Origin of the sequence: Nonomuraea fuscirosea, from assembly GCF_035917475.1 — a bacterium.
GTDB classification, from domain to species: Bacteria; Actinomycetota; Actinomycetes; order Streptosporangiales; family Streptosporangiaceae; genus Nonomuraea; species Nonomuraea fuscirosea.
In genome coordinates, this window is the sequence record NZ_CP109074.1 from 6,243,753 (window position 1) to 6,270,529 (window position 26,777).

Genomic DNA, 26,777 nt, shown 5'->3' on the forward strand with positions numbered 1-26,777 from the left:
CTCCCCACAAAATCCACTTCATCACTCTCCGTGAGCGTAAAATCACCTTGTGCTGATCAAATCGCCCTCACATCCGCCTTCGCGCGTCGGCTCGCGCCGATGTCGCGAAACGCAACGATGATCGCCTTTCCGGCAGCGGCCGATGTCCGAAACCCGGCTCGCACCAGGGCCGAAACCAGATCGATCAAGAGGGCGCGGCGGCCTGCGCGGATGCATTATGATCTTGTGAGCGGTGCGTCGCGGGCGTGTCGCACGCGACGCCGCGGCACGGTGCCCGCGCGCCACCGGACGCCGTCCCCCGCGTCCCGGCGTTCGGCGAGTCACCGGGAGGCGGGCGTCAGAAGGCGCGACCCCTGAAGCGGGCGTCAGAAGACGAGTCGCTGAGGGGCGGGCGTCAGGAGGCGCGGCGCAGGGAGGCGGCGATGGCCGCGGCGGCCGCGCCCGGGTCGGGCGAGCCCGTGATCGGCCGCCCGATGACGAGCAGGTCCGCCCCGTCCGCCAGAGCCTGCTCCGGCGTGGCCACGCGCATCTGGTCCTGCGTGGCGGCCCCCGTGGGGCGCACGCCGGGCGTGATGAGCGTGATCCCGTCCCCGACCTCCGACCGTACGGCGGAGACCTCGTTGGGCGAGCACACCAGGGCCGTCGCGCCCGCCTCGACCGACAGCGCTGCCAACCGGCGTACGGCGTCCTCGGCGGGCCCGGCGAGGCCCATGCGCTCCAGGTCGCCCTCGGTCAGGGAGGTCAGGACGGTCACGGCGGCGATCTGGGTGTGCGGGGCGGACTCGACGGCGGCCCTGATCATGGCGGGCCCGCCGGCGGCGTGCACCGTGAGGATCGAGGGCCGCAGCCGGGCCACGGCACGCGCGGCGCCGGCGACGGTGTTGGGGATGTCGTGCAGCTTGAGGTCGAGGAACACGCGCACCCCGCTGGCCCCCCGCACGGAGGCGATCACGTCGGGGCCGTAGCGCAGGTAGAGCTCGAGGCCCACCTTGACCGTGCTGACGTGGGGGGTGACCAGCGAGGCCCAGCGGGCGGCGGTCTCAAGGTCGGGGGCGTCGAGAGCGACGGCGATGGGTGCGGCGGTGGTCAAGACGTGCTCTCCTGGCGTTCGGTGATCAAAACGTGCTCTCTCTTCAGTGTCAGGGAACCGAGGCCCGGCGTGCGGGAGTCAGGACGCGCCCTCCCCGGCGTGCGGGAGTCCGTGCGGAAGTCCGTGCGGGAGTCCGTGCGGGAGTCCGTGCGGGAGTCCGTGCGGGAGTCCGTGCGGGAGTCACGGCGTGCTCTCCTCGGTGTCGACCAGCAGGTGCCGGGGCGCGCTCCCCGGCGGGCGGTGCGCCAGGCCGACGGCGTCGGCCAGCCGCTGGAAGCCGCGGGCCCGCAGCAGGTCCTCGAGCTCGCGTTCGATGCGCAGGCAGGCGTAGGGGTCGTGGAACAGCGCGGTGCCGACCCCGACCGCGCAGGCGCCGGCCAGGACGAGCTGGAAGGCGTCCCGGCCGCTCATCACGCCGCCGATGCCGATCAGCGGCACGCCGGGCAGGGCGGCGTGGACCTGCCACACGCACCGTACGGCCAGCGGCAGGATGGCCGGCCCCGACAGCCCGCCGGTGACGGCGGCGAGCGAGGGCCGCAGCGCCTCGGTGTCGATGGCCATGCCGAGCGGATTGTTGATCATGGACAGGGCGTCGGCCCCGGCGTCCACGCAGGCGCGGGCGACGGAGACGATGTCGGCCACGTCGGGCGCGAGCTTGGCGACGACGGGCACGTCGTAGCGCATGATGGAGCGTACGGAGGCGATGACCTCGGCGGCGGCGCTGCCCTCGCGGGCGAAGACGCGCCCGCGGTCCTCCATGTTGGGGCAGGAGAGGTTGACCTCCAGCGCGGTCACCCCGGGCGCGTCGGCCAGCCTGCGGGCGAGCTCGGAGTATTCGGCGACGGTGCCGCCGCCGATGGAGACGATGGTCTTGATGCCGCGCTGGGCCAGCCAGGGCAGCTCACGCTCCAGGAACGCGTCGATGCCCGGCCCCTGGAGGCCGACGGCGTTCAGCATGCCGGAGGGCGTCTCGGCCATGCGCGGCGTGGGCCGGCCCGCGCGCGGCGCCATGGTGATCGAGCGGGTGGTCAGGGCGCCGAGCCGGTGCAGGTCGAAGAACTGGGCCAGCTCGCGCCCCGATGAGGCGCAGCCGGCGGCGGTGGTGATGGGGTTCGCCAGCTCGACGTGAGCGAGGAACGTACGCATATCAACTGACATGTCGTGCACCGCCTCCGGGGGCGCCGAGCGCGTCGAACGGGATCGTTCCCACGTCCTCGAAGCGCACCCGCTCCCCCCGGAACACCGGCCCCTCCGCGCAGGCCCTGACCATCCTGGTCGCCCCGTCGTCCCCGATGACGGGCAGCACGCACGTCATGCACACCCCGATGCCGCAGGCCATCGACTCCTCGACGGCCACCTGCACCGGGATGTCGAACTCCATCGCCACCGCCGTCACCGCCCGCAGCGTCGCCATCGGCGCGCAGGCGTAGACGGCGTCGGCCCGCGTGTCGGCGATGACCGCGGGCAGCGCGTCGGTCACCGTGCCGCGCAACCCCAGGGAGCCGTCCTCGGTGGTCAGCGTGGTCGTCTCGGCCATCCGCCTGGCCCGCATCGCCCCGAACACCCGCTCGGCCCCGCTCCCGCCGAGCACGAAGTCCACCCGGCAGCCCCGCTCCAGCAGCGCGTCGGCCAGCGGGAACAGCACGGCGGAGCCGTACTCGGAGCCGACCAGCACGCAGTGGACGGGGTCGCGCGGCAGCGGGAAGGGCCGCCCGAGCGGCCCGACCAGGTCGAGCGTGTCACGGGCGCGGCGATCGGCCAGCCAGGCCGTGCCGGGACCGCGGGTGGTGAAGACGAGTTCGACCGTGCCGCCGTAGTCGGCCTTCACGTCGTGGATGGACAGCGCGCGGCGCGTCACCATCGACGTGTGGGCCCCTCCGACGGCCACGGAGACGAAGTGACCGGGACGGTAACGCTCGGCGATGCCGGGCGCCACCACCGTCAGCGCATGGTAGGCGTCGACCCGGCGCGTCGTCAGCACCGTGCCCGTCACCTGCACCGGTGTGCCGGCCAGTCGTCTTCACCTCCCGTGCGGGGTCAGCCCCGGAGTGCCCGTGCGTGCTCTTGCAGGGACCGTACGCCGATGTCGCCGTGCACGATCGCCTGGATGCCGGCCGCCGCGGCGGCGAGCCCCGAGACCGTGGTGATGCACGGGATGCCCCGCAGCACCGCGGCCGTGCGGATGTCGTAGCCGTCGAGCCGCGGCCCCGACTGTCCAGGGCTGCCGAAGGGCGTGTTGACGATCAGGTCGACCTCGCCGTCCAGGATGGCCTGCACGCTCGTGGGTTCACCTCCGGGACCCGTCCCCTCGCTGTGCTTTCGCACGATCTTGGCATGGACGCCGTTGCGGCGCAGCACCTCGGCGGTGCCCTCGGTGGCGAGGATCTCGAACCCGAGGTCCGCCAGTGCCTTCACAGGGAAGATCATCGCACGCTTGTCCCTGTTGGCCACGGATACGAACGCGCGTCCCTTGGTCGGAAGCCGGCCGTAGGCGGCCGCCTGGGACTTGGCGAACGCGATCCCGAAGAACTCGTCGATGCCCATGACCTCGCCGGTCGAGCGCATCTCGGGCCCGAGCACGGTATCGACGCCGCGGAACCGGTTGAACGGCAGCACCGCCTCCTTGACCGCGATGGAGCAGTCGAGCGGCAGCGTGCCGCCGTCGCCGGAGGCGGGCAGCATGCCCTCCTCACGCAGCGAGGCGATCGACGCGCCGAGCATCACCCGGGCCGCCGCCTTGGCCAGCGGCACCGCCGTGGCCTTGGACACGAACGGCACCGTACGGCTGGCGCGCGGGTTGGCCTCCAGGACGTACAGGACGCCGGCCGACATGGCGTACTGGACGTTGAGCAGCCCGCGCACGCCCACCCCCGCGGCGATGGCCTCGGTGGCGGCGCGGATGGCCTTGATGTCGGCGCTGCCGAGCGTGATGGGCGGCAGGGCGCAGGCGGAGTCGCCGGAGTGGATCCCGGCCTCCTCGATGTGCTCCATGACGCCGCCCAGGTAGAGCTCGGTGCCGTCGTAGAGGGCGTCCACGTCGATCTCGATGGCCTCGTCGAGGAACTTGTCGACCAGCACCGGATGGCCGCCCTCCTGGGCCGCCATGTAGGTGGTGAGCGTCTCCTCGTCGTACACGATGGCCATGCCGGCCCCGCCGAGCACGTAGGAGGGCCGGACGAGCACGGGGTAGCCGATCTCGGCGGCGATCTCGACCGCCTCGGCGACGGTCACGGCGGTGCCGTGCTTGGGGGCGGGCAGGCCCGCCTCGGCCAGCACCCGGCCGAACGCGCCGCGCTCCTCGGCCAGGTGGATCGACTCGGGCGAGGTGCCGACGACGGGCACGCCCGCGTCCTTGAGCGCCTGCGCCAGGCCCAGCGGCGTCTGCCCGCCGAGCTGCACGATCACCCCGGCCACCGGCCCGGCCTGCTGCTCGGCGTGCACGACTTCCAGGACGTCCTCCAGCGTGAGCGGCTCGAAGTAGAGCCGGTCGGAGGTGTCGTAGTCGGTCGAGACGGTCTCGGGGTTGCAGTTGACCATGACGGTCTCGAACCCGGCCCGCGACAGCTCGAACGAGGCGTGCACGCACGCGTAGTCGAACTCGATGCCCTGCCCGATGCGGTTGGGCCCGGAGCCGAGGATGATCACCTTCTGCCGGTCGCCGCCGGGGACCTCGCTCTCCTCGTCGTAGGTGGAGTAGAGGTAGGGCGTCTTGGCGGCGAACTCGGCCGCGCAGGTGTCGACGGTGTTGTAGACGGGCCGCAGCCCGAGGGCGTGGCGCAGGTCGCGCACCCTGGCCTCGTCGATGCCGCGCAGCTCGCCGATCTGCACGTCGCTGAACCCGAGGTGCTTGGCCCGCTCCAGCACCTCGGCGGTCAGCTCGTCGGCCGCGGCCACGGCCCCGGCCTCCTCGTGCAGCAGGAAGAGCTGGTCGATGAACCACGGGTCGACGCTGGTGGCCGCGAACACCTCGTCCGGCGTGGCCCCGGCCCTGATGGCCTGCTGCATCGTGCGCAGCCGCCCGTCGTGCGGGGTCCTGCACGCCTCCAGCAGCTCGTCCTTGGGCGCCGGGTCGCCGCTCCAGGAGAAGGAGGAGTCCTTCTTCTCCAGCGAGCGCAGCGCCTTCTGCAGCGCCTCGGGGAAGGAGCGGCCGATGGCCATGGCCTCGCCGACGGACTTCATGTGCGTGGTGAGCGTCTGGTCGGCGCCCCTGAACTTCTCGAACGCGAAGCGGGGCACCTTCACCACGATGTAGTCGAGCGTCGGCTCGAAGGAGGCCGGTGTCTCCTTGGTGATGTCGTTGGGGATCTCGTCGAGGGTGTAGCCGATGGCCAGCTTGGCCGCGATCTTCGCGATCGGGAAGCCGGTGGCCTTGGAGGCGAGCGCGGAGGAGCGGGACACGCGCGGGTTCATCTCGATGACGATCATGCGGCCGGTGCGCGGGTCCACCGCGAACTGGATGTTGCAGCCGCCGGTGTCGACGCCGACCTCGCGGATGACGGCGATGGCGACGTCGCGCATGTTCTGGTATTCGCGGTCGGTCAGGGTCAGCGCGGGCGCGACGGTGACGCTGTCGCCGGTGTGGACGCCCATCGGGTCGATGTTCTCGATGGAGCAGACGATGACCACGTTGTCGGACTTGTCGCGCATCACCTCCAGCTCGTACTCCTTCCAGCCGAGGATCGACTCCTCCAGAAGCACCTCGGTGGTCGGGGAGGCGTCGAGCCCGGCGCCCGCGATGCGCCGCAGGCCCTCCGCGTCGTAGGCGAACCCGGATCCGGCCCCGCCCATGGTGAACGAGGGCCGCACGACGACGGGGTAGCCCAGCTCGGCAGCGCCGGCCAGGCACTCGTCCATCGTGTGGCAGATGACCGAGCGGGCCGACTCGGCGTTCAGGCCGTGCTCGCGGGCGACCTTGGCGACGATCTCCTTGAACCGCTCGCGGTTCTCGCCGGCCTGGATGGCGTCGAAGTCGGCGCCGATGAGCTCGACCTCGTATTTCTCCAGTACGCCCGACTCGTGCAGCGCCACGGCGGTGTTGAGCGCGGTCTGGCCGCCCAGCGTGGGCAGCAGCGCGTCGGGGCGCTCCTTGGCGATGATCTTCTCGACGAACTCGGGGGTGATCGGCTCGACGTACGTGGCGTCGGCGAACTCGGGGTCCGTCATGATCGTCGCCGGGTTGCTGTTGACGAGGACGACGCGGAAGCCCTCGTCCCGCAGCACGCGGCACGCCTGGGTGCCGGAGTAGTCGAACTCGCACGCCTGCCCGATCACGATCGGCCCCGAGCCGATGACCAGGACGGACCTGATGTCCTCACGCTTGGGCACGGCTCATGACCTCACAGAACTGGTCGGAATCGGATGCTCGGCGGCCTCGCCCCTGGCGGCGGCCATCACCGCGCAGAACTCGTCGAAGAGGTAGGCGGCGTCGTGGGGGCCGGCGGCGGCCTCGGGGTGGTACTGGACGCTGAAGGCCCGCCCGTTCAGCAGGCGCAGCCCCTCCACGCAGCGGTCGTTGAGGTTGACGTGGCTGACCTCGGCCGGCCCGTACGGGGTCTCGAACGGCCCGTCGAGCGGCGCCTCCACGGCGAACCCGTGGTTGTGCGCCGAGATCTCCACCTTGCCGGTCCGCACGTCCTGGACGGGCTGGTTGACGCCCCGGTGGCCGTAACGCAGCTTGTACGTCGACAGCCCGAGGGCCCGCCCGAACAGCTGGTTGCCGAAGCAGATGCCGAAGAACGGCACCCCGGCCTCCAGCACCTTCCGCAGGGCGGTGACGTCGGCCGTGGCCGGGTCGCCGGGCCCGTTGGACAGGAACACGCCGTCGGGCGAGACCGCCATGATCTGCTCGAAGGTGGCGTCGGCGGGCAGCACGTGCACCTCGCAGCCGCGCTCGGCCATCCGGTACGGGGTCATGCCCTTGATGCCCAGGTCCACGGCGGCGACCGTGAAGCGCCTGTCGCCGGCGGCGGGGACCACGTAGGTCTCGCCGGTGGCGACCTCGCGGGCCAGGTCGGCGCCCTCCATCCGGGGCGACTCGCGGACCAGCTCGACCAGTTCCTCGACCGGCGCCGAGGGCGCGCTGAAGATGCCGGCCCGCATGGCGCCGCGCTCGCGCAGGTGGCGGGTGAGCGCACGGGTGCCGGGGATGGCGATGCCGACGACGCCCTGGTCCTTGAGGTAGTCGTCGAGCGAGCGGGAGGCGCGCCAGTTGGAGACGACGCGGGACGGCTCGCGCACGACGTAGCCGGCCACCCAGACGCGGCCCGACTCGGGGTCCTCGTCGTTGACGCCGGTGTTGCCGATGTGCGGGGCCGTCATGGCGACGATCTGCCGGTGGTAGGAGGGGTCGGTCAGGGTCTCCTGGTAACCGGTCATACCGGTGTTGAAGACCATCTCGCCGAACGTCTCGCCTTCGGCTCCGTACGGGGTTCCGTGGAAGACGCGGCCGTCTTCCAGGACGAGCAGCGCTGTGTTCAAACCAGCTTCCCTTCGAGAACGGTCGGCCTGCCGCGCAGGAACGTGGCCACTACCCGGCCGGGCAGCGTCATCCCCTCGTAGGGGGTGTTCCTGCTCTTGGAGGCGAAGGCGGCGGGGTCGACCTTCGTGCGTACGGACGGGTCGTAGAGGGTGAGGTTGGCGGGGGCGCCCACCTCGATCGGGCGGCCGTGGCCGCCGAGCCGGCCGATGCGGGCGGGCGCGACGGACATGCGCTCGGCGACGCCGGCCCAGTCGAGCAGGCCCGTCTCGACCATGGCCTCCTGGACCACGCTGAGCGCGGTCTCCAGCCCGACCATGCCCATGGCCGCCGCCGACCACTCGGTCTCCTTGTCCTCGACCGGGTGGGGCGCGTGGTCGGTGGCCACGACGTCGATCGTGCCGTCGGCCAGCGCGGCGCGCAGCGCCTCGACGTCGGCGCGGGTGCGCAGCGGCGGGTTGACCTTGTAGATCGGGTTGTACGCGCCCACCGGCGACTCCTCGACCAGGTCGTCGGTGAGCAGCAGGTGGTGCGGGGTGACCTCGGCCGTGACGTTCCAGCCCTTGGACTTGGCCCAGCGCAGGATGTCGACCGAGCCGGCCGTGGAGACGTGGCAGACGTGCAGCCGGGAGCCGACGTGGGCGGCCAGGAGGCAGTCACGGGCGATGATCGCCTCTTCGGCGACGGCGGGCCAGCCGGTCAGGCCGAGCCGGCCGGAGACGACGCCTTCGTTCATCTGCGCGCCGGAGGTGAGCCTGGGCTCCTGGGCGTGCTGGGCGATGACGCCGTCGAACGCCTTGACGTATTCGAGGGCGCGGCGCATGAGCACGGCGTCGTCCACGCACTTGCCGTCGTCGGAGAAGACGCGCACGCGGGCGGCGGAGTCGGCCATCGCGCCCAGCTCGGCCAGCTGCCTGCCCTCCAGGCCGACGGTCACGGCGCCGACCGGGTGCACGTCGCAGTGGGCGAACTCGCGGCCGAGCCGCCACACCTGCTCGACCACGCCGGCCGTGTCGGCGACGGGCGAGGTGTTGGCCATGGCGTGCACGGCGGTGTAACCGCCGCGCGCGGCGGACTGGGTGCCGGTCTGGACGGTCTCGGCGTCCTCGCGGCCGGGCTCGCGCAGGTGGGTGTGCAGGTCGACGAGGCCGGGCAGCGCGATCGCGCCCTGGGCGTCTACGGTCTCGCCGGCGGACGGGGACGCGGCCACGCCCGGCCCGATCTCGGCGATGACGCCGCCGTCGATCCTGATGTCGACGGGCTCCCCGCCGAGGATCCTGACGTTGGCTAGGTTCATGCGGTCTCTCCCCCGAGGAGCAGGTACAGGACGGCCATGCGGATGGTCACGCCGTTGGCGACCTGCTCGACGATCGTGGATCGCGCCGAGTCGGCCACCTCGGCCGCGATCTCCATGCCCCGGTTCATCGGCCCCGGGTGCATGACGATCGCGTCGTCGGGCATCTTGGCGAACCTGTCCCGGTCGAGGCCGTACCGGCGGGAGTATTCGCGCTCGCTGGGGAAGTACGCGGCGTTCATCCGCTCCTTCTGCACCCGCAGCATCATCACCACGTCGGACTTGGGCAGCACGGCGTCGAGGTCGTAGGACACCTCGCACGGCCACGTGCCGACCGAGACCGGCAGCAGCGTGGGCGGCGCGACGAGGGTGACCTGGGCTCCGAGCGTGTGCAGCAGCAGCACGTTGGAGCGGGCGACGCGGCTGTGCAGCACGTCGCCGACGATGGTGACGTTGCGCCCGTCCAGGTTGCCCAGGCGGCGGCGCATGGAGAAGGCGTCGAGCAGCGCCTGGGTGGGGTGCTCATGGGTGCCGTCGCCGGCGTTGAGCACGCTGCCGCGCACCCAGTTGGCCAGGCGGTGCGGCGCGCCGGAGGCGCTGTGGCGGATGACGACCGCGTCGGCGCCCATGGCCTCCAGGGTGAGCGCGGTGTCCTTGAGCGACTCGCCCTTGGACACGCTCGACCCCTTGGCGGAGAAGTTGATCACGTCGGCGGACAGCCGCTTGGCCGCCGCCTCGAACGAGATCCTGGTCCGGGTGGAGTCTTCGAAGAACAGGTTGACCACCGTGCGCCCGCGCAGCGTCGGCAGTTTCTTGATGGAACGTTCCGAGACCCTCGCCATCTCCTCGGCGGTGTCGAGGATCAGCAGGGCGTCGTCCTTGGCCAGGTCGCCGGCCGAGATGAGGTGCCGCTTCACTTGGCGTCCCCCTTCATGAGCAGGACGGCGTCGCGGCCGTCGATCTCCTGCAGGTAGACCTTGACCTTCTCGCTCTTGGCGGTGGGGAGGTTCTTGCCGACGTAGTCGGCGCGGATGGGCAACTCGCGGTGGCCGCGGTCGACCAGGGTGGCGAGCTGCACGGCGGTGGGGCGGCCGAGGTCGTTGAGCGCGTCGAGCGCGGCGCGGACGGTGCGGCCGGAGTAGAGGACGTCGTCGACGAGCACGACGACCCTGCCGTCGATGCCGTCGGGCGGCAGCTCGGTCGGGCCGAGCGGGCGGACGGGGCCGCGCCGCAGGTCGTCGCGGTACATGGTGATGTCGATGGAGCCGATGGGGATCTTGCGGCCTTCGAACTGCTCGATGCGGTCACCGAGCCGGCGGGCCAGCGTCGCGCCACGGGTGGGGATGCCGAGCAGGACGACGTCGTCGGCGCCCTTGGTTCGTTCGAGGATCTCGTGCGCGATCCTGGTCAGCGCCCGGTGGATGTCGGGGGCCTCCAGCACTGCCCTGGAGCCGGACGCTCCGGGCTTCGCCGCGCTGGAAGGGGGCGCGCTGGAATCGGACATGGCGAATCTCACCGCCTTTCCCGCCTCACGGGACGGGTCTTAAAAGGGTGTCGGTCGGGACACACAGTACCAGGGGCTACCAGCCACGATGCGTGACCCCCCCGGGGGCGCGGCCGTCCGGCCGCCGGTTCAGCCGATGGCCTCGATCAGGTAATTTCCCGGGCCGCCGCGGCGCCGCCGGGGTGTCGGCGCGCCCCCGGCGGGGCAGGTCAGACGCGCGCGGGGCGGGGCCGCTGAGTGATTTACGCCCTTTTGAGGGGGATAGAGCAGGGATGACCTTCCATGTCGAGTCCGAGGTCGGACGGCTGCGCCAGGTCCTGGTGCACAAGCCCGACCTCGCGCTGAAACGGCTGACCCCCACCAGCAAGGACGCCTTCCTCTTCGACGACGTGCTCTGGGTGCAGCGGGCGGTCGAGGAGCACGAGGAGTTCCAGCGGGTGCTCACCGACCGGGGCGTCCGCGTCCATCAGCTGGCCGACCTGCTCAGGGAGACGGTGGAGATCCCCGAGGCGCGCAAGCACATCCTGGACGCGGTCATCGACGAGCGCTGGCTCGGCCCCGTCGCCATCGACGACATCCGCAACACCCTCGACGCGCTCGACTCCGCCACGCTGCAGCTCTACCTGACCGGCGGCATCACCAAGCGCGAGCTGATCGCGATGGGCTGCGAGCCCAAGGCGGTGACCTTCCACGCCACGGGCGACGACGGCTTCATCCTGCCGCCGCTGCCCAACCACCTGTTCACCCGCGACACGTCCTGCTGGATCTACGACGGCGTGTCGATCAACGCGATGAAGAAGAAGGCCCGCATGCGCGAGACGGTCAACATGGAGGCCGTCTACATGTACCACCCGACGTTCGCCGGCGGCTTCAACCGGCCGGGCCAGGGCGGCTACCACTGCTGGATGCCCGGCCAGTCGGTGGCCCCGGCCACCATGGAGGGCGGCGACGTGCTGGTCATCGGCCGCGGCGCGGTGCTCGTCGGGATGAGCGAGCGCACCCAGCCGCAGGCGGTCGAGATGCTGGCGCAGCGGCTGTTCAGGGCCGGCTCCGCGCACACGATCGTGGCCCTCGACATGCCGAAGGCGCGCGCGTTCATGCATCTCGACACCGTGATGACCATGCTGGACGTGGGGGTGTTCACCAAGTACGCGGGCCTCGGCATGCTGCCCGCGTACACCATCGAGCCCGGCGACACCCCCAAGGAGCTGAAGGTCACCGACCACCCGCCCGAGGACATGCACAAGGCCATCGCGCACGCCCTCGACCTGCCGGACATCACGGTCCTGACACCCACCCAGGACGTGTACGCGGCCGAGCGGGAGCAGTGGGACGACGGCTGCAACGGGCTCGCGCTCGAACCCGGCGTGGTCGTGGCCTACGAGCGCAACACCACCACCAACAACTACCTGCGTGACAACGGCATCGAGGTGATCACGATCAGGGGCAGCGAGCTCGGCCGGGGCCGCGGGGGGCCGCGGTGCATGAGCTGCCCGCTCGAACGTGACGCCGTCTAGGGGGACAGATCCAGATGAGTGCAGCCCGGTGAGCGTCACCCGATGACGGCCGTCGACCTGCGCGACCGCAGCTTTCTCAAGGAGCTCGACTTCACGCCGGAGGAGCTCGGCTTCCTGCTGCGCCTGTCGGCCGAGCTGAAGGCGGCCAAGCACGCCCGCGCCGAGCGGCGGCGGCTGCGCGGCAGGAACATCGCGCTGATCTTCGAGAAGACCTCCACCCGCACCCGCTGCGCCTTCGAGGTGGCCGCCCACGACCAGGGGGCGCACACCACCTACCTGGACCCGGCCGGCACCCAGCTCGGGCACAAGGAGTCGGTGGCCGACACCGCGCGGGTGCTCGGCCGCATGTACGACGGCATCGAGTACCGCGGCAGCAGGCAGGCCCACGCCGAGGAGCTGGCGGCGCTGTCCGGGGTGCCGGTGTGGAACGGGCTGACCGACGAGTGGCATCCCACGCAGACACTGGCCGACATGCTCACCATGCGCGAGCACGCCGGCCGGCCGCTGCACGAGGTGTCCTTCGCCTACCTCGGCGACGCGCGCAACAACATGGGGCACTCGCTGCTGGTGACGGGCGCCATGTTCGGCATGGACACCCGCGTCGTGGCCCCCAGGGCGCTGTGGCCCGACCCGGAGTCCGTGCTCGGGCCGGCCGAGCGGGTGGCGGCCGGCACCGGCGCCAGGATCACCGTGACCGACGACGTGACCAAGGGCGTCAAAGGGGTCGACTTCCTCTACACCGACGTGTGGGTGTCCATGGGCGAGCCGGCCGAGGTGTGGGACGAGCGGATCAAGCTGCTGCTGCCGTATCAGGTGAACGAGACCGTGGTGAAGGCCACCGGCAACCCCTCGGTCCGGTTCATGCACTGCCTGCCCGCCTGTCACGACCGCGGCACCGAGGTCGGGCGGGAGATCTACGACAGGACCGGGCTCGACGCGCTGGAGGTGACGGACGACGTGTTCGAGTCACCGCGTTCGATCGTCTTCGACCAGGCCGAGAACCGGCTGCACACCATCAAGGCCATCATGGTCGCGACCTTGGGAGACTGAATGCGGGTCATCGTGGCACTGGGCGGCAACGCCGTCCTGCGGCGCGGCCAGCGGCCGGACGCCGACACGCAGGTCGCCAACGTGCGCACCGCCGTCAGGACGCTCGCCCGGCTCGCGGCCGGGCACGAGCTGGTCATCACCCACGGCAACGGACCCCAGGTCGGCCTGCTGGCCGCCCAGTCGGCTGCGGACCCGGGGCTGACCAGGCCCTACCCGTTCGACGCGCTCGGCGCGCAGACGCAGGGCCTGCTCGGCTACTGGATCCAGCAGGCGCTGCAGAACGCGCTGCCCGGCCGCCAGGTGCTGGCCATGGTCACGCAGACGCTGGTCTCGGCCGTCGACCCGGCGTTCGAGCAGCCGGCCAAGTTCGTCGGCCAGGTCTACGAGCGCGAGGAGGCCGAGAAGCTGGCCGCCGAGCGCGGCTGGACGGTCGCCCAGGACGGCCGCCACTGGCGGCGCGTCGTCCCCTCCCCCGCCCCGCAGCGCGTGGTCCAGACCCGGCTGATCCGCCGCATGACGGGCGAAGGCGTGATCGTGGTGTGCGCGGGCGGCGGCGGCATCCCCGTCGTGCGCGACGAGCGCGGGCGGCTGACGGGTGTGGAGGCCGTGATCGACAAGGACCTCACCACCTCGATGCTGGCCGAGGCGCTCGACTGCGACGCGTTCCTGAGCCTGACCGACGTGCCGCGCGTCATGCGCGGTTTCGGCACGCCCGAGCAGAGCGAGATCGGCCACACCACCCCGCACGAGCTGCGGGCGCTCGACTTCCCCGCCGGGTCGATGGGGCCGAAGGTGGAGGCGGTCTGCCGGTTCGTCGAGACCACCGGCGACATGGCCGCCATCGGGAAGCTCGACGAGGCCGAGCGCATACTCGACGGCTCGGCGGGAACCATCGTCACACCCAACGGCAGGTGGCCGCTGACGAGCACGTTGTAGGGGGCGTCCATGACACTGGCCGGGCGTCTGCTCCGTACCAAACCGACCGACCGCATCGTGGCCGAGGGGGGCCACGGCGAAGGCGGCGAGCTGCGGCGCACCATGACGTTGTGGCAGCTGACGCTGTTCAGCGTCGGCGCGACGCTGGGCACGGGCATCTTCGTGATCCTCGGGCAGGCGGTCCCGAAGGCGGGTCCCGCGGTGGTGCTGGCGTTCGTGCTGGCGGCGATCACGGCCCTGTTCTCGGCGCTGTCGTACGCCGAGCTGGCCGGCACGATCCCGGTGTCCGGCTCGTCCTACTCGTACGCGTACGCGACGCTGGGCGAGCTCGTGGCCTGGATCTGCGGCTGGTGCCTGATGCTGGAGTACGCCGTCTCCGTGGCGGCCGTGGCCGTCGGCTGGGGCGAATACCTCAACTCCTTCCTGCACGCCCTGTTCGGCTTCGAACTGCCGGACGCGATCACCCGCTCCCCCGGCCAGGACGGCGGCGTGGTCAACGTCACCGCGATCGTCATCGTGCTGCTCGCCACCTGGCTGCTGCTGTACGGGGCCTCCGAGAGCGCGAAGGCCAACGCGTTCTTCGTGCTCATCAAGATCGCGGTGCTGCTGTTCTTCTGCGCGGTGACGTTCACCGCCTTCCGGTCCGGCAACCTCGCGCCCTTCGCCCCGCTGGGCGTGGCCGGCGTCACCGCGGCGGCCTCCCAGGTGTTCTTCTCCTACATCGGCTTCGACGCCGCCTCCACGGCCGGTGAGGAGGCCAAGAACCCCCGGCGCGACCTGCCGCTGGCCATCATCCTGTCGCTGGTCATCGTGACCGCCGTCTACGTGCTGGTCGCCCTGGCCGCGGTCGGGGCGATGCCGTGGACCGAGTTCGACGAGGAGGGCACCGAGGCGAGCCTGTCGTACATCGCCGACCTCGCCGTGGGCGCCACCTGGCCCGGCCTGATCGTCTCCTTCGGCGCGGTCGTCGCCATCGCCAGCGTCGTGCTCACCGTCATCTACGGCCAGACCCGCATCCTGTTCGCGATGTCGCGCGACGGGCTCATCCCCCGCGTCTTCCAGCGGGTCAACCCGCGCCGGCAGGTGCCGGTCGCCAACACGCTCATCGTGGCCGCGTTCATCTCCGTCCTGGCCGGGCTGGTGCCGCTCGGCCAGCTCGCCGAGGCGACCAGCATCGGCACCCTGTTCGCCTTCGCCATCGTCAACGTCGGCGTGCTCGTGCTGCGTTACCGCAGCCCCGAGCTGCCGCGCAGCTTCCGCACACCGCTGTTCCCGGCCACGCCCGCGCTGGGGGCGATCCTGTGCCTCGTGGTCATGGCGGGGCTGGCCGGGGTCACCTGGGTGGCCTTCGGGCTGTGGATGCTCGTCGGCCTGATCTGCTATTTCCTGTACGGCTATCGCCATTCACGGCTGAACGCCGAGGTGGGCAAATGAAGCTGGACAACATCCTGGCCGGATACGTCGCGGGGCCGCGGGGGCGCGACGGGCTGGCGCTGGCCGTCCTGCTCAAGGAGGCGGCGCGGGCGCGGCTGACGGTGGCGAACGTGCTGCCGCCCGCCACCTCCGCGCCGGGGCCGGCCAGGGCCGAGGAGAGCGCGTGGCGGGCCTACCTGCACGAGCAGGCCACCGCCACCCTCGCCCAGGCCCGCGAGCTGGCCGGTGACGACGCCGAGTACGTCACGCACACTCACCGGGGCAGCGGGCGCGGGCTGGTGGAGCTGGCGCGCAGGCGCGGCGCCGACGTCGTGGTGATCGGCTCGGCGCCGGGGCGCGGCAGGGGGCTCATCTCGGTGGGCAGCACCGCCGACCAGCTCCTGCACAGCTCCTCCGTTCCCGTGCTGCTCGCGCCGCGCGGCTGGGGCGACGAGCCGCCGGCCGCCTTCGACCGGCTCACCGTCGCCTACCGGCGCGGCCCCGGCTGCGACGTGGCGGTCAAGGACGCGGCCAGGACGGCCGCGGCGCTCGGCGTGCCGCTGCGGCTGGTCACGCTGGTGGTCAGCAGCGGCAGGCGGGTGAGGATCGAGGAAGAGATGCTCGCCCGTCTGCGCGACCAGGCCGCGGCCGACCTGCGCGCCGCGGCCAGGGGGCAGCGGCGGCGCTCGCCCGTGGAGGTCGAAGTGCTGGAGGGCCGCAACGTGGCCCAGGCGCTCGCCGCGACCTCGTGGCTGCCCGGCGAGATGATCATATGCGCTTCCAGCGACACCGGGCCACTCAGGCGGGTGTTCCTCGGGGACACCTCGATCAAGATCGTCAGGGCCTCGACCTGCCCGGTCATGGTTCTCACCCGCCAGCCTTGACCGTGCCGAAAATGTCGTCAAACCCTGACGAAGCAGCGTTACCAGTGGGGCATGAGGGGCGTTTGCGGCGTTCCCTACCGGACCGGATTCGGCATCTTTTTTCCAATCAGCTTGACCTTCGGCGTCCACCCCTTTACCGTCACTGTGCGTAACCACACCGCGCGGCGTTCTGGGGTAAACCCAGGGCCATGGCTACCGATGGTGCCGAGCCTGGCATCAGACCCCCCGGTGGCCGGGGCATACGCCGCAAGGGAGCACAATCTACTGAGAGCGATACATACGAGAGCCGGGGGGCCACACGATGCCGTCTGAGTACGCAAAGTCGCTGGGTGCACGACTCCGCGCCATCCGCACCCAGCAGGGGCTGTCCCTGCATGGAGTCGAGGAGAAGTCGCGTGGCAGGTGGAAAGCCGTAGTCGTTGGCTCTTATGAGCGCGGCGACCGAGCGGTGACCGTGCAGAAGCTTGCCGAGCTTGCCGACTTCTACGGGGTGCCCGTCTCCGAGCTGCTGCCGGGCGGAGCCGCCCCCAGCCCGCTCGGGCCGACACCCAAGCTTGTGATCGACCTGGAGCGCCTGGCGACCCTGCCCAAGGAGAAGGCCGGCGCTCTTGCCCGTTACGCCGCGACGATCCAGAGCCAGCGCGGCGACTACAACGGCAAGGTGTTGTCGATCCGCCAGGAGGACCTGCGCTCCCTGGCCGTGATCTACGACAAGTCGCCGAGCGAGCTGACCGAGGAGCTCATCAGCTGGGGCGTCCTCGACGCCGAGGCCCGCCGGGCCGTCGAGTCCTTCTGAGACCGTCCTTAAGGTCGTCCGGCCTCGGGCTTGCTGGTCCTCCAGCCCGAGGCCACCCCTTTGAGACAGTCAGCTTTGAGGCCCCGGCCGGATTCCTCCGCGCCGGGGCCGCCGGTTCGAGACCCTGAATCCGGGGTCGCAACCTCGAAACCGCCCGCCTCACCCTGGGGCCCGCCACCCACCGGCGGGCCCTTCGGCATCCCCGGCCCCGACCCGGCCCCCGTTCCCATGCCGGTCCACCGGTGCTGTTCAGGGACGCCGTGCCGCTCAGGGACGCCGTGCCGCTCGAGCCGGGATGCGTCGGTGCCCGAGTGCGCCATAGCCCTGGCAGCAGCACCGGGTGGTAGCCGTCGGCGGCCTGCCGAAAGGCGTGAGAGGGTCACCGGCCGAGCGTGGGTGCGCTGGAAGGGCGGTCCGGTCGGGCGAATGGCCTCCGGAGAACATCCCACCGGAGGGGTGGACTCGCAGGGCAGATGACTCGCCGCAGGGGGGCGGTCCCTTCGGGGCAAGTGACGTCTAGACCGGCATCCCGCCGGAGGGGCTGGCCGGGTGGGGTGGGCGCGGCCGCATGGCGGTCGGTCTGCCGGTGGCATGTTCACCGGAAGATGGCGCCGTCGTCGGAGAGGCTACGGAGCTCTCCGAGCTGCCGCAGTTCGGCCGAACCAGGCGGAGGGGGTGGGGTCGGTCAGCCTGCCAAGGGCACGTTTACCGGGAGTTGTGGCTGGCCTGGGACGCCGAGAATGTCTTCGACCGCTGAGACGAAGGTCTCGGCCTCGGCCAGGATCTCGTCGGCGTCGGCGGCGCTGATGCGGCGCACCATGCCCGCCTCCGCCGCCGCGCGCTTGTCGGCGGTGGTGGCGAAGTAGGCGGCCCACTCCGCGAGGTGCGGCTCCGCCTCCGGCAGCAGCTCCCACGCGCTGCGCAGGCGGCGCCGGCGCCCCTCCATGGGGCGGGGCCGGGCGGCCAGGATCGCCGCCGCCGCTCGGAGTGCCGCCAGGTGGGCGGCCACATATCGGGATGCCGGGGTGCGAGCGCCGGCCGCCTCCGCCAGGCAGGAACGTGAATCGGTCAGGTGTGCCCGAACCGCAGCCGACAACCGGGGCCCGGGCGTTTCTCTAGGCCGTGGTGCCATCTTGCGCGCCTCCTTGGAGTCGTGGGCGGCGTCCGGCGTCTCCGCCGGTAGTGCCAACAATCGCAGACGCCACCGACATTTCCGCCGGGCAGGCCGGACGAGGAGCTTCCCCTCACCCCGTCCGGCCAGGACACGCCCGCTCGTCTCCGCCGACGACGAGGACGCACCCTTCGCCCGTGGAGCCTGGCCGCGGGGATCGCTTGGGGAAGCGAACGGCCCGCGACCAGGTCCTGGTGACGTTGAGCCGCGAGCCTCACCGTCACTAGGTCGAACATAATTTCGATCACGCTCGGTGTCAACCGATTCCACGAACACAGGTTCGATGACCATGAAGAAAAAGTACCCGCCGGTGACCGCTCACCACCGCGTTCGCGCCACGCTGGGGAACGGAGGCGAGCCCGGGAGGTGGCACCCCGACGGGACGCGTTCGGGAAGCGAGTGGATCCCGGACGAGGCAGGTCCAGATGGCAGCCGCACGGGACGCGTTCGGGAGGCGAGCGGTCCTGGACGGGGCAAGCCCGGGAGGCGAGCGGCCCTGGACGGGGCAAGCCCGGGAGGCGAGCGGCCCTGGACGAGGCAAGCCCGGGAGGCGAGCGGCGCCTGCGACCGGCCCGAGTGGAGCCGGCCCGGGCGGAAGTCGGCCCAGCGGCCCTCGGCCGAAGCCGGTCCCCGTGGAGCCGGGGTGGAAAGACGAGAGCCGCCGTCGCGGGACAGGGCGCGACGGCGGCCGGTCGAGGTGTCAGGAGGGCGTCAAGGGCGTGCCGGCCCTCACTCGACCGAGATGGCCCCGGACGGGCACAGGGTCACGGCACGGCGTACGGCCTCCTCCAGGTCCTGTGGCGGCGCCTCCTGAAGGAGCACGACCGTGCCCTCCTCCTCACTCTGATCGAACACCGCCGGCACCGTCAGCGCGCACATGCCCGCCCCGATGCACACCGATTCGTCTGCCTTGATCTTCATGTGACCTACCAAGTGACAGGGAGGCGGTGCACTCCGTAGATGGACATGTCCGAGCGCATCGGCACCTCCTCGGGTGTTACCGCCAAGCGTAGGCCAGGCAGGCGGCGCAGCAGCGCGGGGAAGGCGATGCGCATCTCGGCGCGGGCGAGCTGCTGGCCGAGGCACTGGTGGATGCCGTGGCCGAAGGTGAGGTGCCCGCCGGCGGGGCGGGCGAGGTCGAGCTCGTCGCCGCCGGGGAAGCGGGAGGGGTCGCGGTTGGCGGTGGGCAGGTGGAGGGTGACGGTCTGCCCGGCCTCGATCGTGACACCCTCGATCTCCACGTCCCGCAGCGCCGTGCGGATCGGGCCGAGGTGGATGATCGTGAGGAAACGCATCAGCTCTTCCACGCCGTTGTCCACCGCCGACGGGTCGTCGCGCATCGAGGCGAGCTGGTCCGGGTTCGTCAGCAGCGCGTACGTCCCCAGCCCGAGCATGTTGGCGGTCGTCTCGTGCCCGGCGATCAGCAGCAGGAGCGCGACACCGGTGAGCTCCTCGTCGTTCAGCTCGCCGGTCTCGACGAGCCCGCTGATGAGGTCGTCGCCCGGCTCCGCGCGTTTGCGCTGGATCAGCCCGTACATGAACGCGGAGATCCGCCCCAGGGCCGCCAGGGCGTCATCGGCGGCGGTCTCCAGGCTGGCCAGGAGCTTGGTGTCCTGCTGGAACTCCGAGCGGTCCTCGTACGGCACCCCGAGCAGTTCGCAGATCACCAGCGACGGGATCGGCAGCGCGAACTCCTGCACGAGGTCCACCGGACCGCCGGCGGCCTCCATCGCGTCGAGGCGTTCGCCGACGATCTCCGCGATGCGCGGTTCGAGGAGTTTCATCCGGCGCACCGTGAACTGCCCGGTGAGCAGCTTGCGGAAGCGCGTGTGCTCGGGCTCGTCCATGCGCAGGAAGAACCCGGGCGGCAGCTTGGCCTTGCCCTTGTCCGACAGGTTCATCCTGGCGGCCTTGATCGGCGGGTGCTGCTTGTCCGTCAGGTTGCTGAAGTGCGGGCTCGCCAGCACCGCGCGGGCGGCCGCGTAGCCGGTCACCAGCCAGCCCTGGTGCCCGTCCGCGTACGTCATGCGGTGCAGAGCGCCGTGTTGTCGCAGCTCCGTGAGCTGTTCCGGCGGGTCGAGCGGACGCTGGCGGGTGGTGGGCATGGTCAGTTCGGACATGATCGGGCTCCTTTCCCAGTCCCCTTCCAGAAAACCTCAATGGATGCAAAATTTCAATGGATGCAACACCTCAATCCATGCAGTACGATTCCCGGCATGGCGGGTCTACGGGAGCGCAAGAAGCAGCGCACGCGGCAGGCGCTGGTGCAGGCGGCGTTCCAGTTGTTCGGGGAGCGGGGCTTCGAGGAGACGACGCTCGCGGACATCGCGGCGCAGGCCGAGATCTCGACGCGCACGTTCTTCAGCTACTTCGCCAGCAAGGACGACCTGATCTTCCACGACACCGAGGAACGGCTGGAGACGGCCACCCGCGCCGTCGTCCGCAGGACGCCGGAGGAGCCGCTGATGGACGTGCTGCGCAGGCTCGTGGACGCCAGCGTCGAGAGCGCGCTGAACCAGACACTCGGCAAGAAGGAGGCGGCGGTACGCACGCGTCTCATCCTCACGGAGCCGTCGCTGCAGGCCCGGGGGCTGCATCTGCTGTTCGACACCCAGCTGCGGCTGGCCAGGACACTGCACGGGTCCTTCGCCGGGGAGCTGAGCATGGTGGAGGCCGCGGCGGCGATCGGGGCCCTGATCGGGGCCGTGAAGCTGGCCGTCGTGGCCGACCTCCGGGACGACCGCTCGTTCGACGAGATCCTGGACACCGCCCGGCGGGCCGCGGAGATCGCGATCTCCGGCCTGCGCTCCCTCGCCTGACCGCGCCCGCCGCCTCTCACCGGGAAAGGACGAGCGAGCACCCGCCGCCGCCTCTCGCCGGGAAGGGACGAGCGAGCGGCCGATGCCGCCGGGTCGCTCGGTTCAAGGTCTTTTGAGAGGCTGTCCCCCGGAGCCGAGCGGAGAGGAGCGCCGATGGCGGGCAGCGGCCGGGGGCGGCTGGTCGGTCTCGTTCTGCTGGCCATGGGGCCGGTCCTGGTCGCGGCGTACGCGGGCGCGGGACACGTGGCGGTCCGGGCCGGGGTACGGGCGCAGGTGGCGGGTCCCGGGTGGCAGGGCGGCCGGATCGACGCGGGCGGCCTGACCTCGCTGGGTGTGGACGCCTGGCGGCTGACCTGGTGGACCGCCGCGTTCGCCGGTCTGGTGGCGCTGGCGTACCTGGTCATCGGAGCGCTGCTGAGGCGGGGGCGCAGGGGGCGGACACCGCTGCTGGTGATCGCGGGCCTGCTGATCGCCCCCTACGCGCTGAGCTTCCTCGTGGCGCTGATCAACCCCGTCGCGCTGCTGGCGCGGCCCTACCAGTCGCCCGACTTCGCCGCCGGCCTGCCCCCGTGGCAGCCGGCCACGGCCTTCCTGCTGCTCGCCGCCGGACTGGTGCAGGCGGTGGGACTGGTGCTGGCGGCCGTCGCGGGCCGGCGCGCCGCCCTCAGCGAGCCACCGTCTCGGAGCTGAGCCCCACGGCTGCTGTCACGGCCGCCGCGATCAGGTCGCGGGCCGGGCGCGGTGAGTCCAGGAACGCCGGCAGGTCGCTCCCCCGGGCCTCCAGCAGCCCGGCGACGGCGTTGGCGTACGTGGAGATCGTGTGCCCCGCCTGGTACGGCTCCATCCCCGCCAGCGCCGGCCGCATGGCCCCCAGCGGCATCGCCGCGTACGTCACCGGCCGCCCCAGCGCCTCGGCGAGGATCGCGGCCAGATCGTGCCCGCCGACCGCGCTCAGCCCCTCCAGCTCGTACGTCCGCCCCGCATGCCGCCGCTCCCCGCCCGAGACCACGTCGCGCCACGCCTCGGCCGCCACCCGCACCGCCACGGTGGCCAGGTCCTCCCTGGCCACCACCGACACCCGGCCCTCACCGAACGGCGCCGCGAACACCCCGTTCTCCGCCGCCATCGGCAGGCCCGCGAGCGCCATGCCCGCCGCGATCTCGGCGTACAGGCCGTTGCGCAGCACGGTGACGTCGAAGGGCGCCCCGGCCAGCCGCGCCTCGGTCCACCGGTGCGCCAGGGCGATCGTGAGCCGCTCACCGGACCCGGCCAGGCTGGTGTAGATCACGTGCTCGACGCCCGCGGCCCCGGCCGCCCCGGCCACCGCGTCATGCCGGGCGAGCACCACGTCGTCCTCGGCGTACCCGGCCGAGACGAACACCAGCACCTTCGCCCCCGCGAACGCCTTCTCCAGCGTCTCAGGACGGTCGAAGTCGGCGTGACGCACCCGCTCCCCGTCGCCGGAGCTGCTGCCCCCGGCCACCTCCACGCCCTCCGCGGCCCGCAGGCCGGCGAGGATCGAACCGCCCAGCGCGCCGGACACACCCGTAACGACGATCATGGAACACCCCTAATGTGGTCCTTGCAGGTCAACGACCCCAGAATGGGGGCGTTGCGGCGTTCGCCGTAAGGAGGCACTCTCATGTCGGTCGCGCACACCGGGGTAACCCTCCAGCCCACGGGCCCGTGCGGTGACGACGACTGCGGGATCAGGGACGTCCTCGACCGCATCGGCGACAAGTGGACGGTGCTGGTGCTCGTGGAGCTGGCCAAGGGGGTGCGCCGGTTCAGGGAGCTGGAGCGGGCGGTGCCGGGGATCTCGCAGCGCATGCTGACGCTGACGACGCGGCGGCTGTGCCGGGACGGGCTGGTCGAACGTACGGCGTACGCGACGATCCCGCCGCAGGTCGACTACCGGCTGACGCCGATGGGCGCCAGCCTGGCCGAGGCCGTGGCGCGGCTGGCCGACTGGTCACGCGACCACAAGGACGCCATGGAGGACGCCCGCGGGCGCTGGGACGCCGCGCACGCGGACGAGATCTAGCAGAGCACTCAGGCGCGCCTGAAGCGGCCCTTGACGTGCACCGGCACGCCCTTGCCGAGCATGCCGGGCAGCTCCTCGGCCACGTTCATCGGCATGCGCACGCACCCGTGGGAGGCCGGGTAGAGCGGCACCGACAGCGCCCCGTGGAAGGCGATGCCGCCGTTGAAGAAGATCGGGTTGTACAGCTGGCCGAGGTAGGACCGGTGCCAGCCGTTCGCGCGCCAGGTCGTGCGGTAGTCGCCGGTCGGGGTGGTGGCCGAGCCGCAGAAGCGCTGCTTCCTGCCCTGCCAGGTGGCGCTCTCGCAGTAGGGGACGCCGCTGCCCGAGGAGACGTGGGTGATCAGCTCGACCTTGCCGCCGACGTACAGGACCATGATCTGCTTGGTCAGGTTGACCTCGGCGCGGGTCGATTTACCGTTCCTGACCAGCACCTTCGGCGCCTTGGGCGCTTCGAGGGCCGCCCAGGTGCGGCGGGCGACGGTGCTGGTCGGCCTGATGCCGTTGACCTTCTGGAACGCCCACACGGCCGCCAGCGTGGTGCCGCCGTACTGGCCGTCGGCCTTGCCCGGCCGGTAGCCGAGCTCGGTCAGGCGCTTCTGCATCCAGGTGACGGCCTTACCCTTGGCACCCAGTTTGAGCGTCTTGCGCGGGGCGACGACGGCCGGAGTCACGGGGGCCAAGCCGGCGGCTTGAGCGTTCTGTACGGCGGCCGGCCGGGCTGAGACGTCGGATGAGAGGGCCGCTCGCTCGCGCTCCGCCCCCGTCGCGCACCCCGAGAGGACGACCGCGCCGGCGGTCAGGAGAGCAGCCACCCCGGGCAGCCGTCGAGCCACCACCGTCACCACCTCATCATCGGTCAAGAACGGATCAGAGGACCATACACCACCCATCATGAATGGGTAATGAGGGCGCCAACCTGTTTAGAGTGTCGTCATGTCTGAGAAGTTGCCCGCGAACGCCCTCATCGTCGAGTCCGCACTGCGCGAAAGGGGAGCCGGCGGCGAGATCGTGGTCCTGCCCGAGAAGGCCCCGACGGCCGCGACCGCGGCCGCGCAGCTCGGCTGTGAGGTCGGCGCCATCGCCAACAGCCTGATCTTCGACGCGGACGGCGCGCCACTGCTCGTCCTGACCAGCGGCGCGCACCGGGTGGACGTCGAGTTGATCGCGCGTACGGCGGACGTCGAGCGGGTGCGCCGGGCGACGCCGGAGTTCGTCAGGCAGGCCACCGGCCAGCCGATCGGCGGCGTGGCCCCGGTCGGGCATCCGGCGCCCGTGCGCACGCTGGTGGACACCTGGCTGAGCAAGCACGAGGTGGTCTGGGCCGCGGGCGGGCATCCGCACACCGTCTTCCCGACGACGTTCGACGAGCTCGTGCGCATCACCGGGGGTACGCCCGTGGACGTCGAGTAGTGTGCGACGGGTGATCGAGTTTCGCGGAGCCGGTCCGGCCGAGTTCACCGAACGGCTGGAGACAGTGATCGACATTTACGCGGCCGCGATGAAGCCGCCGGTGGACCAGATAGCCGGCCGCAAGACCATCATGCGAAACCACGGGACATATCCCCATTTTCAGTGTTATTTCGCGGAATTGCGTGATTCATCCCCCGATGGGGCGGTGACCGAACCGCAAATTGTCGGTTTCGCGTACGGTTTCCGCGGCGCGCCCGGCCAGTGGTGGCACGACGTCGTCTGGCGCGGCCTGGCCGACCGGCTGGGCCAGGAGGCGGCCGACGCCTGGATGGGGTACGCGTTCGAGCTGGCCGAGATCCACGTGCACCCCGACTGGCACGGCAAGGGCATCGGCCGCGCCATGATCACCACGCTGTGCGCGGGCCGCCGCGAGCGCTCGGCCATCCTGTCCACCCACGACCAGCCCACGGCCGCCCGCCACCTCTACGCCAGCATGGGCTTCACCGACCTGCTGACGCGCTTCGTCTTCCCCGGCGGGCACGAGGAGTACGCGATCGCCGGTCGCCCGCTCCCGCTCACCTGAAGTCGCGCACGTGACCCGTGGTTTACCAGGCATGACGCGGGGCAGAAACTAGTCACGGAAAGTGATCGACCCTTTACCGATTGTCCGGTGTCCCCTGCCCGTCACCCGCCCGGTCCCCCTGCGGGCGGGTGGCGGGCCCGCACGTCCGGCGGTCGCGGTGATCAGCGGCATTCGCGTGTCGGTGGCGATCTCTATCATGCTGCCCAGAGATCATTCGCATCGTTGGGGGGTCGGGCCGTGGAGCGTCAGTTCGTCAGGATCGTCGAAGGCCCGTTCGCCGGCTGCGACGCGGAGCTCGTCTCCGCGGACGGCCCGCGGCTGACGGCCCGCGTGCCGGTCTCCGGCCGGCAGACGACGGTCGTCCTCCACCGCGACCAGGTCGAGCGCCCCGACGACGTTCCCGTGCGGTGGCCGGGCGAGGCGGAGGACGACCGGCAGGACCTCGCGGTGCTGCGCGAGCGGACAGCCGCCCAGTACGACGAACTCGCCCACGTGAAGCGGTTCGACTTCTTCCTCGAACGCGCCGGCCTCCCCACGGAGGATCCGGCCCGGGAGTGGGAGGCCTACACCGCGTCGTGCGCCGAGATCGACGACCAGGTGCGGCGGCGGAAGGCGGCGGCGCTGGAGGCGTTCGACCAGGAGATCGCTCCCCTGCCGGCCGCCGAGGCGAGCCGGCGGGTGGCGGCCGACCCGGGCCGCTGGCTGCCCGCCGAGGCCGCCATGGCGGAGCGCCGGTCACGGTTCCCGGGCATCGACGGCCCCACTGCCGAGCAACGTCTGCAGGCGGCGATCTTCGGCGCGTCCGATCCCGCGCCGGCGCCGCGCGAACGGGCCCGCCATCGGCGGGCCGCCGCACGTTCGGCCGCCGAACTGCGCGACTACGCGGTGTGGAGGGCGGCGAACCGGCCACGCGAGGTGGGCGAACGGGCGAGGCCGGCCGCCCTCGCCCAGGTGGAGCGCGAACGCGCCGTGGTCGAGGACCGCTTCGCCCGCGACTGGGGATTCGGGTTGCCCGGCTCGATCTTCCGGTTCCGGGCCTTCCTGCTGTCCCTGTGCCCGGCCGGAAAACGGGCCCTCGACGAGCTGGAACTGGCCCCGTACGGGATCATGGACCTGTTCACCGATCCCGGACGCGGCACCCAGGCCGGCATCGACGTGCGCGTGCACGGCCGCTACTACCGTGACCCGCCCGAATTCGTCACCTTCATGCACGGCGGCACCGACGGGCTGCACTTCGGGCTCTGGTACGACGACGGCCGCACCTGCGCCGGCGTCGCCTCCTACTACAACAACGACGGTGGCGGCGTGGGCCTGCCCTCGGGCACTCCTCTTGAGGCCGTCCGGCGCAGGCTCGAATGGGGATGGCGTGACCTCGAAGACGAGGACGACGAGCCGGCCGGCCCCCTGGACCCTGATCTGGCCGCGCGACGGCACCGGCTACGGCTCCTGCGCGAGGTGCTGATGACCTTCGAGACCGGCGACCGCGACGAACAGGGAAAGGACTACCACGACGCCTACGGGCCCTCCCCCGAGGTGTGCGAGCGGGGGGCTCCTGATCGGCTGGAGACCCTCGACGGCGGCGGGGCACTCGTCGACGGTGACACCGCGATCGAGCGCGGCCGGCAGCGGCCGTGGAGCGGCTACGACTTCTGCACGACCTTGCAGAAGGAGCTGACCGGCGACCCGGCCGCCCGCGACGCCCTCGTCGCCGAAGCCCACCACCGCCACCGCGATCTGCCCCGGGTGCACGTCCTGGAAACGACCTGACGCCGCGCACCGTCCCCAGGCGGC

General features: G+C 71.5%; 25 protein-coding genes. 12 read left to right on the top strand and 13 right to left on the bottom strand.

Translation table 11 applies throughout. The features are described from left to right. Positions 1 to 394: 394 nt before the first annotated feature. From pyrF to pyrR, 8 genes are all read right to left on the bottom strand, one after another. Entirely contained in the window at positions 395 to 1,090 is a 696-nt protein-coding gene (gene pyrF, locus OIE67_RS28450; RefSeq protein WP_326626146.1) for an orotidine-5'-phosphate decarboxylase, read from the bottom strand. A 180-nt stretch (positions 1,091 to 1,270) separates the two neighbouring features. Further along, positions 1,271 to 2,248: a dihydroorotate dehydrogenase gene (locus OIE67_RS28455; RefSeq protein ID WP_106244887.1), complete on the bottom strand. Its 978-nt coding sequence runs from the start codon at positions 2,246 to 2,248 to the stop codon at positions 1,271 to 1,273. Beyond that, entirely contained in the window at positions 2,238 to 3,089 is an 852-nt protein-coding gene (locus OIE67_RS28460) for a dihydroorotate dehydrogenase electron transfer subunit (RefSeq protein WP_245956052.1), read from the bottom strand. The genes OIE67_RS28455 and OIE67_RS28460 overlap by 11 nt, the downstream gene beginning before the upstream one ends. A 38-nt stretch (positions 3,090 to 3,127) precedes the next feature. Beyond that, complete coding sequence (carB, locus tag OIE67_RS28465; protein WP_326626152.1) at positions 3,128 to 6,415, bottom strand: carbamoyl-phosphate synthase large subunit; 3,288 nt, start codon at positions 6,413 to 6,415, stop codon at positions 3,128 to 3,130. A 3-nt stretch (positions 6,416 to 6,418) separates the two neighbouring features. Further along, the gene (gene carA / locus OIE67_RS28470) at positions 6,419 to 7,567 is read right to left on the bottom strand and encodes a glutamine-hydrolyzing carbamoyl-phosphate synthase small subunit (RefSeq protein WP_326626154.1); all 1,149 of its coding nucleotides are present in this window, start codon (positions 7,565 to 7,567) and stop codon (positions 6,419 to 6,421) included. Then, positions 7,564 to 8,862, bottom strand: coding sequence for a dihydroorotase (locus OIE67_RS28475; RefSeq protein ID WP_106244538.1), 1,299 nt, complete (start codon positions 8,860 to 8,862; stop codon positions 7,564 to 7,566). Before OIE67_RS28475 ends, carA begins: the two co-directional genes overlap by 4 nt. Further along, the gene (locus OIE67_RS28480; RefSeq protein WP_106244537.1) at positions 8,859 to 9,776 is read right to left on the bottom strand and encodes an aspartate carbamoyltransferase catalytic subunit; all 918 of its coding nucleotides are present in this window, start codon (positions 9,774 to 9,776) and stop codon (positions 8,859 to 8,861) included. Before OIE67_RS28480 ends, OIE67_RS28475 begins: the two co-directional genes overlap by 4 nt. Next, on the bottom strand, positions 9,773 to 10,363 hold the full coding sequence (gene pyrR, locus OIE67_RS28485; protein ID WP_326626157.1) for a bifunctional pyr operon transcriptional regulator/uracil phosphoribosyltransferase PyrR: 591 nt from the start codon (positions 10,361 to 10,363) through the stop codon (positions 9,773 to 9,775). Before pyrR ends, OIE67_RS28480 begins: the two co-directional genes overlap by 4 nt. A 272-nt stretch (positions 10,364 to 10,635) precedes the next feature. On the opposite strand from pyrR, the gene OIE67_RS28490 reads away from it, so the two are divergent. The 6 genes from OIE67_RS28490 (at position 10,636) to bldD (ending at position 16,959) form a co-directional block, all read left to right on the top strand. Continuing rightward, on the top strand, positions 10,636 to 11,880 hold the full coding sequence (locus OIE67_RS28490) for an arginine deiminase (protein ID WP_106244533.1): 1,245 nt from the start codon (positions 10,636 to 10,638) through the stop codon (positions 11,878 to 11,880). Between the two features lie 42 nt (positions 11,881 to 11,922). Continuing rightward, positions 11,923 to 12,930, top strand: coding sequence for an ornithine carbamoyltransferase (gene argF / locus OIE67_RS28495; RefSeq protein WP_326626161.1), 1,008 nt, complete (start codon positions 11,923 to 11,925; stop codon positions 12,928 to 12,930). Continuing rightward, on the top strand, positions 12,931 to 13,866 hold the full coding sequence (gene arcC / locus OIE67_RS28500; RefSeq protein ID WP_326626163.1) for a carbamate kinase: 936 nt from the start codon (positions 12,931 to 12,933) through the stop codon (positions 13,864 to 13,866). A gap of 9 nt (positions 13,867 to 13,875) precedes the next feature. Further along, complete coding sequence (locus OIE67_RS28505; protein ID WP_326626165.1) at positions 13,876 to 15,300, top strand: amino acid permease; 1,425 nt, start codon at positions 13,876 to 13,878, stop codon at positions 15,298 to 15,300. Continuing rightward, positions 15,297 to 16,163, top strand: a complete 867-nt coding sequence (locus OIE67_RS28510; RefSeq protein WP_326626166.1) for a universal stress protein — start codon at positions 15,297 to 15,299, stop codon at positions 16,161 to 16,163. The genes OIE67_RS28505 and OIE67_RS28510 overlap by 4 nt, the downstream gene beginning before the upstream one ends. 301 nt (positions 16,164 to 16,464) lie before the next feature. Next, positions 16,465 to 16,959 (top strand): transcriptional regulator BldD, encoded by a 495-nt coding sequence (gene bldD / locus OIE67_RS28515; protein WP_026214021.1) that lies wholly within the window; start codon positions 16,465 to 16,467, stop codon positions 16,957 to 16,959. Between the two features lie 685 nt (positions 16,960 to 17,644). Here bldD and OIE67_RS28520 read toward each other — a convergent pair. The 3 genes from OIE67_RS28520 to OIE67_RS28530 all read right to left on the bottom strand — a co-directional run bounded on the left by OIE67_RS28520 (position 17,645) and on the right by OIE67_RS28530 (position 20,250). After that, complete coding sequence (locus OIE67_RS28520) at positions 17,645 to 18,421, bottom strand: SAV_6107 family HEPN domain-containing protein (RefSeq protein ID WP_326626172.1); 777 nt, start codon at positions 18,419 to 18,421, stop codon at positions 17,645 to 17,647. A 438-nt stretch (positions 18,422 to 18,859) separates the two neighbouring features. Next, the gene (locus OIE67_RS28525) at positions 18,860 to 19,051 is read right to left on the bottom strand and encodes a ferredoxin (RefSeq protein ID WP_106244522.1); all 192 of its coding nucleotides are present in this window, start codon (positions 19,049 to 19,051) and stop codon (positions 18,860 to 18,862) included. Positions 19,052 to 19,056: 5 nt separating this feature from the next. Next, positions 19,057 to 20,250, bottom strand: a complete 1,194-nt coding sequence (locus tag OIE67_RS28530; RefSeq protein ID WP_326626175.1) for a cytochrome P450 — start codon at positions 20,248 to 20,250, stop codon at positions 19,057 to 19,059. Between the two features lie 96 nt (positions 20,251 to 20,346). On the opposite strand from OIE67_RS28530, the gene OIE67_RS28535 reads away from it, so the two are divergent. After that, complete coding sequence (locus tag OIE67_RS28535) at positions 20,347 to 20,949, top strand: TetR family transcriptional regulator (RefSeq protein WP_326626177.1); 603 nt, start codon at positions 20,347 to 20,349, stop codon at positions 20,947 to 20,949. A 153-nt stretch (positions 20,950 to 21,102) separates the two neighbouring features. After that, the gene (locus OIE67_RS28540; RefSeq protein ID WP_326626179.1) at positions 21,103 to 21,639 is read left to right on the top strand and encodes a hypothetical protein; all 537 of its coding nucleotides are present in this window, start codon (positions 21,103 to 21,105) and stop codon (positions 21,637 to 21,639) included. On the opposite strand, the gene OIE67_RS28545 is transcribed toward OIE67_RS28540, so the two are convergent. Then, positions 21,614 to 22,510 (bottom strand): Rossmann-fold NAD(P)-binding domain-containing protein, encoded by an 897-nt coding sequence (locus tag OIE67_RS28545; RefSeq protein ID WP_326626180.1) that lies wholly within the window; start codon positions 22,508 to 22,510, stop codon positions 21,614 to 21,616. The genes OIE67_RS28540 and OIE67_RS28545 overlap by 26 nt on opposite strands. Before the next feature lie 81 nt (positions 22,511 to 22,591). Here OIE67_RS28545 and OIE67_RS28550 point away from each other — a divergent pair, with 81 nt between their 5' ends. Beyond that, entirely contained in the window at positions 22,592 to 22,993 is a 402-nt protein-coding gene (locus OIE67_RS28550; RefSeq protein WP_326626182.1) for a winged helix-turn-helix transcriptional regulator, read from the top strand. Positions 22,994 to 23,001: 8 nt separating this feature from the next. Here the strand turns inward: OIE67_RS28550 and OIE67_RS28555 are convergent, their stop codons facing one another. Further along, positions 23,002 to 23,853, bottom strand: a complete 852-nt coding sequence (locus OIE67_RS28555) for a L,D-transpeptidase family protein (protein ID WP_326626184.1) — start codon at positions 23,851 to 23,853, stop codon at positions 23,002 to 23,004. 73 nt (positions 23,854 to 23,926) lie between these two features. On the opposite strand from OIE67_RS28555, the gene OIE67_RS28560 reads away from it, so the two are divergent. The 3 genes from OIE67_RS28560 to OIE67_RS28570 all read left to right on the top strand — a co-directional run bounded on the left by OIE67_RS28560 (position 23,927) and on the right by OIE67_RS28570 (position 26,753). Beyond that, on the top strand, positions 23,927 to 24,403 hold the full coding sequence (locus OIE67_RS28560) for a YbaK/EbsC family protein (RefSeq protein ID WP_326626186.1): 477 nt from the start codon (positions 23,927 to 23,929) through the stop codon (positions 24,401 to 24,403). A gap of 205 nt (positions 24,404 to 24,608) precedes the next feature. Continuing rightward, positions 24,609 to 24,986, top strand: a complete 378-nt coding sequence (locus OIE67_RS28565; RefSeq protein WP_326626187.1) for a GNAT family N-acetyltransferase — start codon at positions 24,609 to 24,611, stop codon at positions 24,984 to 24,986. Between the two features lie 237 nt (positions 24,987 to 25,223). Beyond that, positions 25,224 to 26,753: a KOW domain-containing RNA-binding protein gene (locus tag OIE67_RS28570; protein ID WP_326626189.1), complete on the top strand. Its 1,530-nt coding sequence runs from the start codon at positions 25,224 to 25,226 to the stop codon at positions 26,751 to 26,753. The last annotated feature ends 24 nt before the right edge of the window (positions 26,754 to 26,777 follow it).